This window comes from Polaromonas sp. P3_C2 (genome assembly GCF_056402675.1).
Window position 1 is genome coordinate 1 of sequence record NZ_JBFUGX010001255.1, and the last position, 561, is coordinate 561.

The 561-nt window shown below is 59.4% G+C and carries 2 pseudogenes; both read left to right on the forward strand.

Annotation, left to right across the window (positions count from 1 at the left end):
* A pseudogene (locus AC1DWI_RS25925) lies at positions 1-280 on the forward strand (50S ribosomal protein L25/general stress protein Ctc); the annotation flags it as partial.
* Between the two features lie 152 nt (positions 281-432).
* Positions 433-561 (forward strand): annotated as a pseudogene (locus tag AC1DWI_RS25930) (aminoacyl-tRNA hydrolase); the annotation flags it as partial.

Consider the following 561-nt stretch of genomic DNA (forward strand, 5'->3'; position numbering starts at 1 on the left):
CCCCGAATTCATCGCCGTCGACCTGAAGGGCCTGAAGAAGGGCTCGCCGCTGCACATCAAGGACATCACCCTGCCAAAGGGCGTGAAGTTCGTGGCCAAGGGCCAGGACAACCCGGTTCTGGTGTCGGTGTCTGCCGTTTCCGAAGAAGCCGAGGCCGATGCCGCAGCAGCCGCTGCAGCAGCCGCACCGGTGGATCCGAAAGCCGCTAAAGCTGCTGCCGCCAAGGAAGCCAAAGCCGGCGCCAAGGCCGACGCTGCCAAGCCTGCCGCCAAGAAGTAATTCAGCTTCCCGCACAGGCCTGAAAAGGCTCACGGCCCTTGTCCTCTTGCAGGACAAGGGCCGTTTTTCTTGGTTAGCGCTTCAATCAGAACCGCCCGCTTGCAAAGACACAAGGCCACGCACCCTAAAATTGGACAGATGGAAATCTCCAAATGATCAAATTGTTTGTCGGCCTGGGAAACCCCGGCCCCGAATACGAAGCCACCCGCCACAACGCCGGTTTCTGGTTTATTGATGCTCTCTCGCAAGAGCTGAAAGCCCCGCTAAGCCTGGACAAGAGC